Annotated in this window: 13 protein-coding genes; 8 read left to right on the top strand and 5 right to left on the bottom strand. The window is 68.8% G+C overall.

Annotated elements, in window-relative coordinates; translation table 11 throughout:
- Nucleotides 1-245: 245 nt before the first annotated feature.
- The 4 genes from BM249_RS09150 to opgC all read left to right on the top strand — a co-directional run bounded on the left by BM249_RS09150 (nucleotide 246) and on the right by opgC (nucleotide 4,994).
- The gene (locus tag BM249_RS09150; protein WP_091971086.1) at nucleotides 246-1,454 is read left to right on the top strand and encodes an SMP-30/gluconolactonase/LRE family protein; all 1,209 of its coding nucleotides are present in this window, start codon (nucleotides 246-248) and stop codon (nucleotides 1,452-1,454) included.
- Nucleotides 1,455-1,515: 61 nt separating this feature from the next.
- Entirely contained in the window at nucleotides 1,516-2,493 is a 978-nt protein-coding gene (locus tag BM249_RS09145) for an SMP-30/gluconolactonase/LRE family protein (RefSeq protein WP_244528661.1), read from the top strand.
- Between the two features lie 25 nt (nucleotides 2,494-2,518).
- Entirely contained in the window at nucleotides 2,519-3,697 is a 1,179-nt protein-coding gene (locus BM249_RS09140) for an L-dopachrome tautomerase-related protein (RefSeq protein WP_091971084.1), read from the top strand.
- Between the two features lie 127 nt (nucleotides 3,698-3,824).
- The gene (opgC, locus tag BM249_RS09135; RefSeq protein WP_091971082.1) at nucleotides 3,825-4,994 is read left to right on the top strand and encodes an OpgC domain-containing protein; all 1,170 of its coding nucleotides are present in this window, start codon (nucleotides 3,825-3,827) and stop codon (nucleotides 4,992-4,994) included.
- Here the strand turns inward: opgC and BM249_RS09130 are convergent.
- The 3 genes from BM249_RS09130 to ccmA all read right to left on the bottom strand — a co-directional run bounded on the left by BM249_RS09130 (nucleotide 4,984) and on the right by ccmA (nucleotide 7,284).
- Nucleotides 4,984-5,841 (bottom strand): SDR family oxidoreductase, encoded by an 858-nt coding sequence (locus tag BM249_RS09130; RefSeq protein ID WP_091971080.1) that lies wholly within the window; start codon nucleotides 5,839-5,841, stop codon nucleotides 4,984-4,986. The two genes, opgC and BM249_RS09130, sit on opposite strands and share 11 nt — an antisense overlap.
- A 109-nt stretch (nucleotides 5,842-5,950) precedes the next feature.
- A complete protein-coding gene (gene ccmB, locus BM249_RS09125; protein ID WP_177232370.1) occupies nucleotides 5,951-6,616 on the bottom strand; it encodes a heme exporter protein CcmB in 666 nt (221 codons plus the stop codon).
- Entirely contained in the window at nucleotides 6,616-7,284 is a 669-nt protein-coding gene (ccmA, locus tag BM249_RS09120; protein WP_091971078.1) for a heme ABC exporter ATP-binding protein CcmA, read from the bottom strand. The genes ccmB and ccmA overlap by 1 nt, the downstream gene beginning before the upstream one ends.
- 395 nt (nucleotides 7,285-7,679) lie before the next feature.
- Here ccmA and acnA point away from each other — a divergent pair, with 395 nt between their 5' ends.
- Nucleotides 7,680-10,379, top strand: coding sequence for an aconitate hydratase AcnA (acnA, locus tag BM249_RS09115; RefSeq protein ID WP_091971076.1), 2,700 nt, complete (start codon nucleotides 7,680-7,682; stop codon nucleotides 10,377-10,379).
- A gap of 145 nt (nucleotides 10,380-10,524) precedes the next feature.
- Here the strand turns inward: acnA and bchE are convergent, their stop codons facing one another.
- Nucleotides 10,525-12,075, bottom strand: coding sequence for a magnesium-protoporphyrin IX monomethyl ester anaerobic oxidative cyclase (gene bchE, locus BM249_RS09110; RefSeq protein ID WP_091971263.1), 1,551 nt, complete (start codon nucleotides 12,073-12,075; stop codon nucleotides 10,525-10,527).
- A 131-nt stretch (nucleotides 12,076-12,206) separates the two neighbouring features.
- A complete protein-coding gene (locus BM249_RS09105) occupies nucleotides 12,207-13,328 on the bottom strand; it encodes an AI-2E family transporter (RefSeq protein ID WP_425284814.1) in 1,122 nt (373 codons plus the stop codon).
- Nucleotides 13,329-13,649: 321 nt separating this feature from the next.
- Between BM249_RS09105 and BM249_RS09100 the strand changes: the two genes are divergently transcribed.
- Genes BM249_RS09100 through BM249_RS09090 form a run of 3 tightly spaced genes read left to right on the top strand, consistent with a single transcriptional unit; the run spans nucleotide 13,650 to nucleotide 15,585 of the window.
- Nucleotides 13,650-13,952: an acyl carrier protein gene (locus BM249_RS09100; RefSeq protein ID WP_091971072.1), complete on the top strand. Its 303-nt coding sequence runs from the start codon at nucleotides 13,650-13,652 to the stop codon at nucleotides 13,950-13,952.
- 20 nt (nucleotides 13,953-13,972) lie between these two features.
- Nucleotides 13,973-14,458: a 3-hydroxyacyl-ACP dehydratase FabZ family protein gene (locus BM249_RS09095; RefSeq protein ID WP_091971070.1), complete on the top strand. Its 486-nt coding sequence runs from the start codon at nucleotides 13,973-13,975 to the stop codon at nucleotides 14,456-14,458.
- Nucleotides 14,455-15,585: a beta-ketoacyl-ACP synthase gene (locus BM249_RS09090; protein WP_091971068.1), complete on the top strand. Its 1,131-nt coding sequence runs from the start codon at nucleotides 14,455-14,457 to the stop codon at nucleotides 15,583-15,585. Before BM249_RS09095 ends, BM249_RS09090 begins: the two co-directional genes overlap by 4 nt.
- Nucleotides 15,586-15,606 lie beyond the last annotated feature (21 nt).

Genomic DNA, 15,606 nt, shown 5'->3' with positions numbered 1-15,606 from the left:
CGGCACCCCCCACGAGGCTCCGTGGGCGGAATTATACTTCGCCCGCATTCCCTTCAGGGTGCGCCTTCGCCGCACCCTGAAGGGTGGTGTCCCGGCGAGAACCGATGAAGCCCGGTGGCCGGTCCGTGCGTTGTCCCGGCGAACGACGCCCCCCGGTCGCGCGTCCGGACACCCAGGCCGCCCGCGCCCGAGGCGCGCGTCACGGGCGTCCGAGGATCGCGCGTCGCCCCCCTCGTGAGATCGCCATGCCCCCGCGCGCCCCTCTCTCCCTCGTCCGCCCGACCTGCCTCGCCGCCACCCTCGTCGCCGGGGCGAACCTGAGCGGCAGTCCGGCCACGGCACAGACGAGCCCACCGCCGGCGAATACCGGCGGCACCCTCACCAAGGTCGCGAGCTTCGAGCATCAGGTCACGGGCGTCACCGTATCGAAGGACGGGCGGATCTTCGTGAATTTTCCGCGCTGGACCGAGGACACCGAGGTCTCCGTCGCAGAGGTGAAGAACGGCAAGATCGTGCCGTTTCCCGACGCGGCGTGGAATTCCTGGCGCAACGCCAAGAAGGACGAGGTCTCGGCCGGGGACCATTGGGTCTGTGTCCAGAGCGTGGTGGCAAGCCCCGACGGCAACGTCTGGGTCCTCGATCCCGCCGCCCCCGCCATGGGCGCCCTGGTGCCGGGCGGGCCGAAGCTCGTCGAGATCGACCTGAAGACCAACCAGCCCGCCCGCACCATCGCGTTCGACGAGACGGTGGCGCCACAGGGCTCCTACCTCAACGACGTGCGCTTCTCACCCGACGGCAAGACCGCCTACCTCACGGATTCCGGGGCCAAGGGCGCCCTCGTGGTGGTGGACCTCGACAGCGGCAAGGCGCGCCGCGTCCTCGACGGCGATCCTTCGACACAGCCCGACAAGAGCGTGACCGTGACCTACGAGGGCAAGCCCCTGCGTCGCCCGGACGGGCGTGGCGTCGAGTTCGCCGCCGACGGCATCGCCCTCTCGCCCGACGGCAAGACGCTCTACTGGCAGGCGATCAAGGGCAAGACCCTCTACAGCCTGCCGACGGAGGCCCTGGCCGGCGGCGTCACCCAGGCCCTGATGCCCACGGCGCTGGCCGACAAGAGCCTCGCCGGGCGGATCGAGACCGTGGGCGAGAACGGCCCGGCGGACGGTCTCATCATCTCCCGGCACGATGGGCGGATGTACATCACCTCGCCCCAGGACGATTCCATCAAGGTCCGCGACCTCTCCGCCAAGGGCGCCGCGACGGCGACGCTCATCAAGGATGCGCGCCTGCGCTGGCCCGACACCTTCGGCGAAGGCCCGGACGGGACGCTCTACGTCACCACCTCGCGCATCCAGGATTCGGCCTTCTACAAGCCCGACGCCCCGGCGGCCCTGCCGACCGATCTCTGGAGCTTCAAGCCGGCCGCGCCGGACGCCTCAAAGGCCCGCTGACCCCCATCCCGGCGGCCGGCACGAGAGCCGGCCGCCGCTCCGACCACGAGGGCCGACAGCCGTGAACCGACGCACCTTCCTGCGCCAGACCGCCCTCGGCCTCGGCCTCGCGGCGACCTCCCGCCTGGCGCAGGCCGCTCCAATCCTGCGGTTCGACGATCCGGACTTCCACGCCGTGGTCGATCCGGAAGCCCGCGTGGCCACGCTCTACGACGGCGGGCGCTGGTGCGAGGGGCCGTGCTACGCGCCCCGCCTCGGCGGCCTCGTGTTCAGCGATGTCCGGGCCAACCGCATGATGCTCATCGGCGAGGACGGCACGGTCCGCCCCTTCCGCGATCCCTCCGACAACGCCAATGGCAACATCCTCGACGGGCGGGGGCGCCTCGTCACCTGCGAGCATCGGGGCCGGCGCGTGGTGCGGGCGGAGGCCGACGGGTCCCTCACCGTCCTGGCCGACCGCTACGGAGGCAAGGCCCTGAACTCGCCCAACGATGCGGCCCTGGCTCCCGATGGGGCGATCTGGTTCACCGACCCGATCTTCGGCATCTCCATGCCGGAGGAGGGGATCGTGCTGACGCCCGAGCAGGCGGCGCGGCGGGTCTATCGCATCGATCCGGACGGGACGGTGACGGGGCAGACCGACGCCCTCGACCAACCCAACGGCCTCGCCTTCAGCCCCGACGGGCGCCGGCTCTATGTCAGCGATACCGGCGCCTCGCTCAATCCCGAAGGGGCGCGGACGATCAACGTCTTTCCCGTCGAGAACGGGCGCAGCCTCGGAGCCCCCCGCGCCTTCGCGACGGTGGAGGCCGGGGTGCCGGACGGGCTCGCCGTCGATGCCGAGGGCCGCGTCTACGCCGCCTGCGGCGACGGCGTGCGGGTGTTTCGCGGCGACGGCCGGCCCCTCGGGCGGATCGCCACGGCGCGGGAAGCCGCCAACGTCACCTTCGGCGGCCCCGATGGACGCCGCCTCTTCATCGCCTCCGGCCCGGCCGTTCTCGCCATCGACCTCAAGGTCCGGGGCGCCGGCCACCCCTGATCCTTCTCCAACATCGGACTCGATCATGTCCCTCGCACGCCGCGATCTCCTCGCCGTCGGCCTCGCCGGCGCCGCCACCCTGTCCACCGCGGGCCCGAGCCGGGCAGCGCCCGAAGCGGAGGCCCGCGTGACCACGGATCGGACGCCCGCCGGCCTGGAACTCGCCTTCACGGCCGATGCGCCCTCGACGCCCACGGGCCTCGCCATCGCGCGCGGCGGCCGCGCTTTCATCATGATGCCGCGCTTCAACGCCAAGGTGCCCTACACGCTGGGCGAGGTTCTGCCCGGCGGCGCGGTGAAACCCTATCCCGATCTCGAGACCAACCAGCCCGATCCGGCCCAGGCGCAAGCCCGTTTCTTCCACGTGCCCAATGGGGTGTTCGACCGCGACGACACCCTATGGCTCCTCGATGCCGGCCTGCCCGACGGTTCCGGCCCGCCGGTGAAGGGCGGCGCCAAGCTCGTGCAGATGGACATCGCGCGGAACCGGGTTCTCCGGATGGTGCCCCTCGAATCCGGAATCGTCCCGACCTCGTCCCTGAACGACCTGCGCGTCGACATCCGCGATGGCTACGCCCGCGCCTACATCACCGATCAGGGCCAGGACGGGGAGGGGGCAATCCTCGCCGTCGACCTCATCACGGGGCGGGTGGTGCGCTGCCTTCACGGGCACGCCAGCACGAAGTCGCAGAAAGGCTTGCTGAAGTTCGTCGAGGGCCGGGCCGTGGTCCAGCGGAAGGGCGATGCGCCGCCCCGCCCGGTCCAGGGCGGCGCCAACGGCATCGCACTCAGCCCCGACGGGCGACGCCTCTACTACGCCCCCCTGATGGGCCGACACCTCTACGCCGTCGATACGGCGGCCCTCCTCGACCCGCAGGCCACCGACGCGGCGGTCGCGGCCAGCGTCGAGGATCTCGGCGAGAAGGGCATGACCGGCGGCCTCACCACGGATTCGAAGGACCGGGTCTACCTCGCCCTGCAGGAGTTCAACGCGGTGGGCCGGCGCAACCCGGACGGCAGCGTCGAGATCCTCGCCTCCGACCCGCGCCTGATCTGGGCCGACACGTTCTGGATCACCCCCGACCGCTGGCTTCACATCTCGTCGGCCCAGGTGAACCGGCGGCCGGAATACAACGACGGCGAGGACCGGCAGCAGCCGCCCTACGCGATCCTGAAGCTGCGGATCGATGCCGATCCAGCATAGGGTGCGCGCAACAGCGGCGCTTGCCGAGCGCGTCATCCATGAATTGAATACACTTAAAACAACAACCTTCGATTAAGAGGAGGGAGCTAAAGGGAACCGGGGACGCCGCGTCACCGGGAAGTCCGCATTGCCCTCACGCCGCACAACCATCGACACGATCCGGGGCCTCTGCCTCGTCAACATCTTTGTCGGTCACCTGCAGCTGGGGCAGTTGAACGCCCTGTCGCCGTCGCGGCTGGGCTTCTCCGATAGTGCCGATGTTTTCGTCCTCCTGAGCGGAATCTCCACCGCCCTGGCCTTCGGTGGCCGCGCCGCCGGCCCGTTCCCGAACCTGCTGCTCGGTCTCTGGCGCCGGGCCGCGCGCATCTTCGCCTTCGACCTCGGGATCGTCGCCGCGACGCTCCTCGTCTTCGCCACGGTGATCATCCTGCGCGGTTCGGACAAAGGCTACGCGGATCATCTGCACCTCCTGCAGAATCCAGGGCCCGCGACCTTGCTGTGGCACGCGGTGACCCTGCGCCAAACCGTGGGCCACTCGACCATCCTACGCCTCTACGTGGCGCTGATGCTGATGGCGCCCATCTGGCTTCGCTTGGCCGTGTGGCGCTGGTGGGCTCCCCTCGGCGCCGCCGGCCTCCTCTGGATCGCCGGGGGACATTTCCAGCTCGTCATGCATAACTCCCTGACGGGCGAGCCCTTCCTCCTCAGCATCATTCCCTGGACGCTGCTGTTCTGCATCGGCCTCACCCTCGGGATGGCCATGATCCGGGGCGTGCGGGCTCCGGTGACACCGCTCCTAGTCGTTCCCGCCCTCACCCTGCTGCTCGGGTATATCGTCCTCGTCGTCGGAGCGGCTCCGCTCTGGCCACCAGCCCAGGAGTGGATCCTGGCCCGACACGAACATTTCTGGATCGGAGCGAGCAAGACCTACCAATCGCCTCTCCGACTGCTGCACGTGCTGTCCTTGGCCTACCTCGTCATGGCCCTGCCGAAGGCGCCCCTGATCCGCCTGCTTCACGCAGCCCAACCCAATCAGTTCCTGCCGCGACTCGGCCGGTCGTCGCTCCCGGTCTTCGCCCTCGGAGCGGTCGGCGCCGTCCTGGCGGACGAGGTGCTGGACCTCGTCCGCGACGCAACCAACGGGGCTTGGCTGCCCGCCCTCCTCGTCGAGGTCGCCGCCATCGCGGCCTTCCTGTGGCTCGCCGACCTGATCAGCCAGCGCCGCCCCATACGGGCACCCGAACGGCCGGACCGACACGGCCCGTCCCCGACCCTCGATCCGGCGCTCAGATCGTGACCATGCCCCCCGTGACCGCGATCATCGCACCGCTCATGTAGCTGGCGCCGTCTGAAGCCAGGAGCACGTAGGCGGGGGCGAGTTCGGCGGGCTGGCCGGGGCGGCCCATCGGCGTCTGCGAGCCGAAGGTCTCGACCTGCTCGGTGTACATCGTGGACGGGATGAGCGGGGTCCAGATCGGCCCCGGCAGCACCGCGTTGGCGCGGATGCCGCGCTTGCCGAGGATGCGCGCGAGGTTCGCCGTCATATTGGTGATGGCGGCCTTGGTCGACGAATAGGCGAGTTGCTGCTCCACGGGCGTCTTGGCGTTCACCGAGGCGGTGTTGATGATGGACGCACCCGCCTTCAGATGCGGCGAGGCGGCCTTCAGGATGTAGAACATCGCGTGGACGTTGACGGCGTAGTGCCGGTCCCAGTCGGCGATCTCGATGTCGTCGAGGCTGTCGGCGAGCTTCTGGAACGCCGCGTTGTTCACCACGATGTCGAGCCGGCCGAGGTCCGAGACGGTCTTGTCCACGAGGCTCGCGCAATGGCGGTGGTCGGCGACGTCGCCCGGTAGCAGCACGACGCGGCGGCCGGCCTTCTCCACCCAGGCGGCGGTGTCCTTTGCGTCCTCGTGCTCGTCGAGGTAGCTCAGGGCGATATCGGCGCCCTCGCGGGCATACGCGATGGCCACCGCCCGGCCGATGCCGCTGTCGCCCCCCGTGATGAGCGCGACCTTGCCGGTGAGCTTGCCCGAGCCCTGATAGGTCTCCTCGCCGTGGTCCGGCTTCGGGTTCATCGCGTGCGACGCACCCGGATAGGGGATCGGCGGCTGCGGAAAGGGAGGCTTGGGGTACTCGACCATGGGGCGTTCCGTATCGGAGGGGCGGCCTCCCGGGGGAAGCCTACTCCGGGACAAGCCCTCGGCACGGAAGCCGGTTCGGTGGACGGAAGGTCACACCGCCCGCGCCGCCTCACTCGCTCCAGCGTAGGGCCGCCGCCGCCGCCAGGGTGCCGACCACGCCGGCAATCAGACTCAGGGCCGCCAGGATGGCGAGCGGCGTCGTGAACGGCACCGTGCCGCCCAGCGCCGCCTCGCTCGCCGAAACGCCGAAAATCAGCGTCGGGATCATGAGGGGCAGCACCAGGACGGCGAGGATGAGGCCGCCGCGCCGAATCGAGGCGGTCAGCGCCGAGCCGACGGCGCCGATGAAGGTGAGCGCCGGCGTCCCGACGAGGAGGGTGAGGCTGGTCGCCGCCATGGCGGTCCCGTTCAGGGCCACCAGCAGGCCGAACAGGGGCGCCGCCAGCGCCAGGGGCAGGCCGGTGGTGAGCCAATGGGCCAGCACCTTGGCCAGCACCACGAGTTCGAGGGGCACCGGCGCTCCGGTCATGAGGTCGAGGGACCCGTCTTCCTCGTCGGCCTGAAACAGCCGGTCGAGGCCGATGAGGGTGGCGAGCACGGCCGCCAGCCACAGGATGGCCGGGCCGATCCGCGACAGGAGGTTGAGGTCGGGCCCCAAGGCGAACGGCACCACGGCGACGATCATGAGGAAGAACACGAGGGACAAAGCCCCCGAGCCGCCGACCCGCGCGGCGAGGGCGAGGTCGCGGGCCACCAGGGCCTTCAGGGCACGCATCACCACCACACGTCTCCCGCCACGGCGTCACGGGTCACGGAGGCATCGGGCAAGGCCGTCGCCTCGGACCGCGCCGGTTCGATGCGCAGTTCCCGCGCCCCGTCGAGGCCGAGCGCCTGATGGGTCGCCGCGATGACGAGGCCCCCCGCCGCGCGATGACGCGCCATCATGCCGGCGAGCACCGCTTGCGAGGCGACGTCGAGGGCCGCCGTCGGCTCGTCGAGGAGCCAGAGGGGCCGCCGGCAGACGAGGAGGCGGGCGAGGGCCACCCGCCGCCGCTGCCCGGCCGAGAGATAGGCCACGGGCAGCTTGAGGGCGTGGCCGAGACCGAGTTCCTCCAGGGCCGCGCGCGGACTGGCGGTGGGGGCGCCGAGCAGATCGCGGGCGAAGGCGAGGTTCTCTTCCGCCGTCAGCGGACTCTTCAGCCCGTCGCGATGGCCGACCACGTGCAGGCATTCGGAGAGCGTCGCCTCGCCGACGTCGTCGACGATGAGGCTCCCGGTCTCGGGCTTCAGCCGCCCGGAAAGGACGGCGAGCAGCGTCGACTTGCCGGCGCCGTTGCGCCCCGTCACCATCAGGGCCTCGCCCGCATCCAGGGTGAAGGCGATGTCCGAAAAGATGCGGCGGCCGGAGCGGCGGACGGCGAGGTTCTGGGCGGTCAGCCGCACGGGATGATCTTGTCCTTGCCGCAGGCAGCACCTGCTCTTCCTTCTTCCCTTTCGGAAGAAGCCGGCCCGCAGAGCGCGGTCAGAGGAGCCAATATCCCGCGCGCCGAGCCGCGTCCACGCGGCACCGCACGCATCCACCCAAGGCATGCCTCGGCCTCAAGACACTCGTGGACCTCTGTCAGCCGACCGGTAGCGGCCAGTTTCGAAGTGTTCTATACCGCCCCCAGGCTGCGCCGCGCGAGTCTCAGGGCGTCCAAATCGCCCTTCGCGCAACAACCTGTCCGGGCACCCCCGGAGCGGCGCGCGCCGAGAGGCGCACCCAGCCGAGCACAGTTTTCGTGGCGCGGGTTATGCCTGCGCGTGTTCGACCAACCGCTCGCGAGGATCAATTCACCGTGGCATCGCTCGACAGCTTCCAGTCCCGCCAGACCCTCACCGTCGGGGACAAGTCCTACACCTATTATTCGATCCCCCATGCCGAGAAGGCGGGCCTCGCCAGCGCCACGGCCCTGCCGTTCTCCATGAAGGTGATCCTCGAGAACCTCCTGCGGTTCGAGGACGACCGGTCGGTGAAGAAGGACGACATTTCCGCCACCGTCGCGTGGCTCGGCAACCTCGGCAAGACCGAGACCGAAATCGCCTTCCGGCCCTCCCGCGTCCTCATGCAGGACTTCACCGGCGTGCCGGCCGTCGTCGACCTCGCGGCCATGCGCGATGCGATGGTCGCCCTCGGTGGCGACCCCCAGAAGATCAACCCCCTGGTGCCCGTCGATCTCGTCATCGACCATTCGGTGATCGTCGACGAGTTCGGGACCCCGAAGGCTCTGGCCGACAACGTGGCGCTGGAATACGAGCGCAACGGCGAGCGCTACACCTTCCTCAAGTGGGGCCAGACGGCGTTCGACAACTTTTCCGTGGTTCCCCCCGGCACCGGCATCTGCCACCAGGTGAATCTGGAATACCTTTCGCAGACGGTCTGGACCAAGGACGAGAACGGCACCGAAGTCGCCTATCCGGACAGCCTCGTCGGCACCGATTCGCACACCACCATGGTCAACGGTCTCGCCGTGCTCGGCTGGGGCGTCGGCGGGATCGAGGCGGAAGCCGCCATGCTGGGCCAGCCCCTCTCCATGCTGATTCCGGAAGTTGTGGGCTTCAAGCTGTCGGGCAAGCTGCCCGAGGGCACCACCGCCACCGACCTCGTGCTCACCGTGACGCAGATGCTGCGCAAGAAGGGCGTGGTCGGCAAGTTCGTGGAATTCTACGGCCCCGGCCTCGACGACATGGCGGTGGCCGATCGCGCCACCATCTCCAACATGGCCCCCGAATACGGCGCCACCTGCGGCTTCTTCCCCATCGACCGCCGCACCATCGACTTCCTGAAGGTCACGAGCCGGTCGGACGAGCGCATCGCCCTCGTCGAAGCCTACGCCAAGGCGCAAGGGATGTGGCGCGACGCCGACACCCCGGACCCGGTGTTCACCGACACCCTGGAACTCGACATGGGCGACGTGCGCCCGTCGCTGGCCGGCCCCAAGCGGCCGCAGGACCGGGTGCTCCTCGACGGTGCCAAGCCGGGCTTCGCCCAGTCCATGGAGACGGAGTTCAAGAAGGCGTCCGACCTCGCCAAGCGCTACCCCGTCGAGGGCGCGAACTTCGATATCGGCCACGGTGACGTGGTGATCGCCGCCATCACGAGCTGCACCAACACCTCGAACCCGAGCGTCATGATCGGCGCCGGGCTGCTGGCCCGCAACGCCGTGGCCAAGGGCCTGCGCTCGAAGCCGTGGGTGAAGACCTCCCTCGCCCCCGGCTCCCAGGTGGTGGCCGAGTACCTCGCCAGCGCCGGCCTGCAGCAGCCGCTCGATGCCCTCGGCTTCAACCTCGTGGGCTTCGGCTGCACCACCTGCATCGGCAATTCCGGGCCGCTGCCGGCTCAGATCTCGAAGGCGATCAACGACAACGACGTCGTCGCCGCCGCCGTACTCTCGGGCAACCGCAACTTCGAAGGCCGCGTGAACCCGGATGTCCGGGCGAACTACCTCGCCTCGCCGCCCCTGGTGGTGGCCTATGCGCTCGCCGGCTCGCTGCAGGTCGATCTCGCCACGGAGCCCCTGGGCACCGGGTCGGACGGCCAGCCCGTGTACCTCAAGGACATCTGGCCCTCGACGGCGGAGGTGCAGGAGTTCATCGAGGCCAACATCACCTCGGCCCTGTTCAAGTCCCGCTACGCCGACGTGTTCGGCGGCGACGCGTACTGGAAGGCCGTCGAGGTGACGGAGGCCGAGACCTTCAAGTGGGACTCCACCTCCACCTACGTGCAGAACCCGCCCTATTTCGAGGGCATGACCAAGACCCCGGCGCCCGTCGAGGACGTGGTCGAGGCCCGCATCCTCGGCCTGTTCCAGGATTCGATCACCACCGACCACATCTCGCCCGCCGGTAATATCCGGGCGAACTCGCCGGCCGGCGCCTATCTGCAGGAGCACCAGGTCCGGGTGCAGGACTTCAACCAGTACGGCACCCGCCGCGGCAACCACGAAGTCATGATGCGCGGCACCTTCGCCAACATCCGCATCAAGAACCAGATGGTGCGCGACGAGGCCGGCAACGTCGTCGAGGGCGGCTGGACCCTGTTCCAGCCCTCGGGTGAGCGGATGTTCATCTACGACGCCGCGCAGAAGTATCAGGCGCAAGGCACGCCGCTCGTGGTGTTCGCCGGCAAGGAATACGGCACCGGCTCGTCGCGCGACTGGGCGGCCAAGGGCACGAAGCTGCTCGGTGTCCGCGCCGTGGTGGCCGAGAGCTTCGAGCGCATCCACCGCTCGAACCTCGTCGGCATGGGCATCGTGCCCCTGGTGTTCCAGGGCGACACGAGCTGGGCCTCGCTGGGCCTCAAGGGCGACGAGACCGTGACGATCCTGGGCCTCTCGGGCGACTTGAAACCCCGCCAGACCCTGACGGCGCAGATCACTTCGGCCGACGGCACCAAACAGGACGTGCCGCTCACCTGCCGGATCGATACCCTCGACGAGCTCGAGTATTATCGGAATGGCGGCATCCTGCCTTACGTGCTGCGGTCCCTCGCGGCGTAGGGTTCGCCACGCCCAGTGAAACGAAGGCCCCATCCGCGAGGATGGGGCTTTTTTCGTTTCGGCGCTCTCGACAATCGTCCCTCGGGATGAATCTCGGCTTGCCCGACTTGAGACGACAGGGCGTTGAAGCGGACGTTAACGCCGATCAAATGGCCTCGACGGCACCGCGTGTCTTATCCTCAGCCAGATACGATTCCGGCGGGCGGGGCACCCTGGACGCTTCTTCCTCGTGGTCGTGTGCTGCCCCGAGATGGTCAAAGACTGTTCGCCCGCTGGGTCGCGCACGATTTCGAAGCACAAATTCCAGAATTTCGTGGATCCAGACTCGGCGGCCCATACGATAATACCAGCGGATTGCATGCCGTATCTTCGGGTCAGGATGCCATATCAGCCTCATGAGCGCTTTCGGGCGGAGCTGCGCGGCGGCCTCGATGAGCTTGACCCAAACGAAGAGGCGGATCGGAGACATCCGAGCCATCCCCAACACTTGGTGTTTGTAGTCCCATTTTGTTGGATCTTGCTGTACAATGGCACGGTCTTGAGCAAGCCTATAGTACGGCGTCCAGCGATGCGGCGTTACGTAGAGTGCCTGGATCTGGTCTGCGTCGTACGCGATGAGTTGGCGAAGCCCCCGGAATAGATCCAAATCGGTCTGATCCTCGAAGCCTGCGACCCACGTTGCCATCGAAAGGATTCCGTGCTGCCGCAGGAGGCGAATGGCCTCGCGGTCACGAGCGATTGTGCCGCCCTTCCGGATCAGCTTCAGCGTCGCCTCATCCGTATTCTCCATGCCCATGAGAAAGCGTTCAAAGCCGGCCTTTTTATAGAGATGAAGAATATCGGCATCGCGCACGATGTCATCGGCCCGCGTCGAGCCCACCAGAGTGACTGAAATATTTTCTTCGATTAGAGCCTCAAGGAAGGCGCGCCAGGGCTTGCGACCGGCGCTTGGATTTTCATCGGCGAAATTGAAGACCTCCACGGCATGATCATGGTGAAGACGCGCAATTTCTTTCGCCAGACGCACAGGGTCGCGGTGCCGCCACCGTGTCCAGAAACCACGTTGACCACAGTAGTTACAAAGATGCGGACAGCCGCGAGAAAATTGAATGACGACCGCTCGCTTGCCACCCCAATAGCTGTAGCGCGCGTGATCGATCAGTTCCCAACCGATCCGATAGGCGTCAAGATCGGTGATAACGCTCGCGGCACGGGTTGCTGCGGGCTGTCCATCGCGGATGAACGCGATGCCATCAATGTCGTCCAGAGCTTGGTTCAACTCAACCGCCCTCATGAGACGTCTCACGGTCTCTTCGCCTTCTCCGCGTACGATGGCCCGCACATAAGGCTCATGCGCGAGGATCTCTCGCCAGAAATAGGTCGGATGAACGCCGCCGTAGATAATCGCGACATCGGGGAGGGCTTGCACAACACGGGCCGCGACTTGTGCGATGATCGGGTGCCCCGACGATGAGCCTGCATGACCGAACAGGACGGCATCCGGTCTCCGTGCAACGATTGTCGCGGCGAGGTCCTTCAGCGCCATCGGACCGAGTTCCGCATCAATCAACGCGACATCGTGGCCGTCATCGATGAGGGGGCCACCGACAGAGAGCAACCCCAACGGAGGCAGTTGCTCTTTGGGGATACGGCTGCCGATGGCTGGATGGGGCACGTTTGCAAGGACAATCTTCAACTTGGGCCCCTCGATCAAATCCGTTGATCGACCATAGGCTGTGCGCCAGTAAGAAAGGGCAAACGGCCCGAGGCGCGTCCCTCTTGGTCCGTCAGCGGGACGGGGGACCTGCTTCGAGGCCGGAACGCGCCTCACGCAGCCTCGGCTGCCCCACCGGTGAATTCCCGCCACAACAAAATCAGCGCTGCCATCACGGCAGGCCCCAGGAACAACCCCAGCAACCCGAAGGTCTCGACGCCGCCCAAAATCCCCAGCAGCACCCACAGGAACGGCAGTTGCGTCGTACCGCCGATGAGGGCGGGGCGGACGAAGTGGTCTGCCACGAAGGTGACGACGAAGCCCGCCACCACGACGATCACGGCCGGCACCACGGAGCCGCCGGCCAGCAGGACCAGGGCAGCTGCGCCGAACACCAGGGGGGCTCCGAACGGGATCATGGCCGCCACCGCCGTCAGCGCCCCGAGCAGCACCGGATGCGGCACCCCGGCGAAGACGTAGACGATCCCGAGGAGCACACCCTCGCCGAGGCCGACGAGGACGAGGCCGTCGACGGTGCCGTGGACGGAAGCCACCATCTGGCGGGCGACCCGCTCGCCGCGCGGGCCGAACAGGCGGGTGATCGCAGTGAGAACCTGCCGAGTCACCAACGCCCGGTCGCGGAACAGGAAGAACAGGGCGACAAGGCTGAAGCCGAACAGCACCACGCGCCGGACGATCTGTGCCCCGAGGCTGCGCGACAGGCCGATGGCGGTGGACTTGTCGAGGTGGTGCAGCAGTTCGGCGCCGGCCTTCGGGTGGCTGAGATTGGCCGCCCACCACGCGCTCGCCTGGGCGCCGAAGGGGATGTGCGCCAGGAAGTCCGGCACGGGCAGGCCGGTCTGCTCGGCCGAGCGCGCCAGGGCGATGACGTCGTGCGCCTCCCGCGCCGCCTCGATGCCGAGCAGCACCAGGGGCAGGAGGAACACCAGGGCGACGGCGAGGGTGAACAGGCTCGGCAGCAGGAGGTTGTGCCGCCCCGGCGGCCAGCGCCGCTCGGCGCGGGCGTAGAGCGGCCCCAACGCAATGGCGAGGATCACCGCCCAGGCCAGGGCCGGCAGGAACGGATGCAGCACCCAGAGCCCGAGGGCGACGAGCGCCAGGACCAGGAACACGCGCGCCGCTCCCTGCGCCCGCGGCGTCAGGGCGCCGGGCGGCGGCGGGAGCGCATCGAAGTCACGCGAGGGTGGGGCGGTCGGGGGCAGAGCCATGGGTATCTCGCGAGGGGATGCGGCGGCCAGCACGGCCGAACCCGGAACATCATCCCTCCGGGAGGCGCATCTAGGTCGCGCAGCACGCGGGTGGAATGCCCAGCCGCACACGATGTCGCGGCGCCCGCGAGAAAGCCTCACGGTTGCCCGGCCTACCCCCCTCGTGTAAGGGACCGCCTTCATCTTTCGACGGCGGCGCGGCGCGCCGTCCGGCAGGACATGCTGCGCGACCGGGGGCGCCGGGCACCATGGGCCGGCCTCGGGTCCGCCCCTCCTGGGCGTGGGCCTCACGGGCGGCGGGATATCCAGACAACACGGCGAGAACGCATGTCCGACCTGACCCAGACCGCCACCTTCGACCGCGTCGCGGACATCATTGCCGACACCGCCGACATTCCGCGCGACACCATCACGCCGGAGAGCCACGCCATCGACGATCTCGGCATCGATTCGCTGGCCTTCCTCGACATCGCCTTCGCGGTGGACAAGGCCTTCGGCATCAAGCTGCCCCTCGAGCGCTGGACCCAGGAAGTCAACGAAGGCAAGGTCCCGGCCGAGGAATACTTCGTCCTGAAGAACCTCTGCGCCCGCATCGACGCCCTGGTTGCCGAGAAAGCCGCCAAGGCCTGATCGGCGCCGAAAGTCACATCATGCGGCTCGAATATTTCGAGATGATCGACACGGTAACGGCCCTCGACCGGGCCGCCGGCCGCATCGAGGCCCGGGCACGGGTGCCCCTGGAAAGCCCGGTCTTCGAAGGGCACTTTCCCGGCCATCCCCTGGTGCCGGGCGTGCTCCTGACCGAGACCATGGCCCAGGCCTCGGGCTACCTCATCCTCGCCCATCTCGAATTTCGGATGATGCCGTTCCTCATGGGCGTCGACAAGGCGCGGTTCCGGGCCTTCGTCGGCCCCGGCGCGGACCTCGTGGTCGAGGCGAGCCTGGAGCATGACGGCTCGGGCTATGCCGTGACCAAGGCGGCGATCCGCCACGACGGCAAGCCCCTGTGCAACGCCGAGTTGCGCTTTCGCACCATGCCGTTTCCGGACGGCCTCGACGGCCCCATGCGCGACCGGGCCCGGCGGATCGGCCTGCTAGAGCTCGCGGCAATCCCGACGCAGGCGGAGCCCGCATGACCAGCGTCGTCGTCACCGGCCTCGGCCTCGTCTCCAGCGCGGGCGAGGGCCTTGGCGTCCATCTCGAAGCGCTGACGGCCGGCGCCCCGGCCCGCACGGACACGGAGCGCTTCGCGCCCTACACCGTGCACCCCGTGGCGCCCCTCGCGCTGGACGGTCAGATCCCCAAAAAATCCGACCAGCGGCAGATGGAGCCGTGGCAGCGGCTCGGCGTCTACGCCGCCGGCCTCGCCCTCGATTCGGCGGATTTAAAGGACAACGCCGCCCTCAAGGCGGCCATGCACCTCGTTGTCGCCTGCGGCGGCGGCGAGCGCGACACGGAGGTGGACGGGGCGATCCTCACGGGGTTGCGCGACGCCGCCGATCCGGGCGCCTACCTCAACGAGCGCCTGCTCAACGACCTGCGTCCGACCCTGTTCCTCGCCCAGCTGTCGAACCTGCTCGCCGGCAACATCGCCATCGTGCACGGGGTCACGGGGGCGTCCCGCACCTTCATGGGCGAGGAGGCCGCCGGCACCGATGCCCTGCGCATCGCCCAGGCCCGCATCGCCTCGGGGCAGGTCGCGTGCATGCTGGTCGGCGGCTCCTACAGCGCCGAGCGCCCCGACGTAATGGTGGTGCACGAGATGGGCGGCTACCTGCGCGCCAAGCCGTTCCGACCGGTCTTCTCGCGGGAGGGCGCCGACGAGGCCGGGTTCATCCTCGGCAGCGGCGCGGCCTTCCTCGTCCTCGAATCGGCCGAGCATGCCCACGCGCGCGGTGCCAAGGCCCTCGCCCGCCTCATGCCCGTGGGCAGCGACCGCTCCCGGCGCGAGCCCGGCGCCACGGCGGCGAGCCTCAACGCCCTGTGGCGGGCCGCAGGTCTCATGGCGCCCGACCGGGTGATCTCGGGCGCCACGGGCGTCGCCGGCATCACGGCGGAGGAGGGCGCCGCCCTCGCGCGCCTCGCGCCCGGTGTGCCCGTGACCGCCTTGGGCGACGTCACCGGCCACACCCTCGAGGTGACCGCCCCGTTCGGCGCGGCCCTCGCGGCCGGGCTGGTGGCCGCGGGCGCGGCCCGCGAGGTCGCCATCACCACCGTCGGCCACCGTCGCGGCGAAGGCGTGATCCGCGTCTGCGCGGCGTGAAGCATGCGGGAAACGGTGTAA

The sequence above is a fragment of the Methylobacterium gossipiicola genome (genome assembly GCF_900113485.1).
In the GTDB taxonomy this organism is placed as follows: Bacteria; Pseudomonadota; Alphaproteobacteria; order Rhizobiales; family Beijerinckiaceae; genus Methylobacterium; species Methylobacterium gossipiicola.
Note: the sequence above shows the minus strand (reverse complement) of the source record. Positions and strands in the feature narration are given on the sequence as shown.

Bases quoted from the DNA above. Each gene is read 5' to 3' on its own strand.
- BM249_RS09150 (WP_091971086.1), top strand. From the start codon at position 246: ATGCCCCCGCGCGCCCCTCTCTCCCTCGTCCGCCCGACCTGCCTCGCC.
- BM249_RS09100 (WP_091971072.1), top strand. From the start codon at position 13,650: ATGTCCGACCTGACCCAGACCGCCACCTTCGACCGCGTCGCGGACATC.
- BM249_RS09095 (WP_091971070.1), top strand. From the start codon at position 13,973: ATGCGGCTCGAATATTTCGAGATGATCGACACGGTAACGGCCCTCGAC.
- BM249_RS09140 (WP_091971084.1), top strand. From the start codon at position 2,519: ATGTCCCTCGCACGCCGCGATCTCCTCGCCGTCGGCCTCGCCGGCGCC.
- ccmB (WP_177232370.1), bottom strand. From the start codon at position 6,616: ATGCGTGCCCTGAAGGCCCTGGTGGCCCGCGACCTCGCCCTCGCCGCG.
- BM249_RS09090 (WP_091971068.1), top strand. From the start codon at position 14,455: ATGACCAGCGTCGTCGTCACCGGCCTCGGCCTCGTCTCCAGCGCGGGC.
- BM249_RS09130 (WP_091971080.1), bottom strand. From the start codon at position 5,841: ATGGTCGAGTACCCCAAGCCTCCCTTTCCGCAGCCGCCGATCCCCTAT.